We start from the raw sequence: 1305 nt of genomic DNA, 5'->3' as shown, positions 1-1305 counted from the left end.
CCGCGCACCGGCTCGGCCGAGACGATGACCGCGGCGCGGCCGCAGGCCTGGTCCGGCGCCTCGCCGCGCAACAGCATCGCGGCGGTGCCGTCGGGCACCGCACGCAGCGTGCAGGCGCCAGGACGGCAGGCGATCGCGCCGCCCGCGGCTTCGCCCTCCCGCGGGAGGGGCCGCGCATCGGTCGTGCCATGCGCGCGCAGCCAGGAATCGCGCACCAGGTTCGAGGCACCCGACTGCCGTTGCAGCCACACCGCGCCCTCGGCGGCGAAGCCGATCAGCCGCGCATCGCCCGAGACCAGCAGGTCGGGCGGGCGATGCAGCGCGGGGCTGGCGAGGCCCAGCGCCATCAGCGGCACGCCCGCCCAGCGCCAGGGCAGCCGCCACAGGCACAGCCACAGCATCCCGAAGCCGAAGCAGGCCAGGCCCCAGGGCGGGATGGGCCGCGCGCCGGTGGCGGCACCGGGCCAGGACGCGACCTCGCGCGCCACCACCAGCACCGCCTCGCAGCCCCAGCCCATCACCGCCAGCGCCGGGCCGTCGAGGCCGAGCGGCATCAGCAGCGCCGCCAGCATCGCCGCGGGCATGACCAGCACCGAGGTCAGCGGCACCGCCACCGCATTCGCCGCCACGCCGTACCATTGCAGCCGCCCGAAATGCGCGAGGCCGAAGGGCGCGGTGGCGAAGCCCGCCAGCACCGAGGTGCCGACCAGCCCCACCGCGAAGACCGCGCCGCGCCGCCACCAGACGCCATCGCCCTGAAGCCGCTGTACGGGGCCGCGCAGCGCCTCCCATCCCGCCACCAGGGCCAGCACCGCGGCGAAGGACATCTGGAAGGACGGGCCGAGCAGCGCATCGGGCGAGAGCAGCATCACCGCCGCCGCCGCCAGCGCGAGGCCGCGCATGGTGATGGCATGCCGCCCCGACAGCAGCGCCAGCGTGACCAGCGCGGCCATGGCGAAGGACCGCTGCATGGGCACCTGCGATCCCGTCAGCAGCATGTAGAAGCCCCCGGCGCCGAGGGCGGCGAGCCCCGCCCAGACCTTGCCATCCACCCGCAGCGCCAGCGAGCGCCAGCAGGCGATGAGGAAGCGCACCACCCAGAAGGTCACGCCCATCACGATCGCGATGTGCAGCCCTGAGACCGAGAGCAGGTGCGCGAGCCCGGAATCGCGCATGGCCGCGAGGTCGGCGCGCGGGATGGCGGATTGCCCGCCGGTCAGAAGCGCCGCCGCGACCGCCCCGGCCGCGCCCGGGATGGCGGCGGTGACGCGCGCCTCCATGGCCGCGCGCAGGCCCGCGAGCGGC

The 1305-nt window shown here is 76.2% G+C and carries 1 protein-coding gene; it reads right to left on the bottom strand.

Annotated features, from left to right (window positions below):
• Positions 1–1305 (bottom strand): ComEC/Rec2 family competence protein (locus HW578_RS26695; protein ID WP_198373719.1); only part of this gene is annotated, 1305 nt, incomplete at both ends.

Source organism: Roseomonas rosulenta (genome assembly GCF_016106005.1).
GTDB classification, from domain to species: Bacteria; Pseudomonadota; Alphaproteobacteria; order Acetobacterales; family Acetobacteraceae; genus Neoroseomonas; species Neoroseomonas rosulenta.
This window is presented reverse-complemented; position numbering and strand designations above follow the sequence as displayed.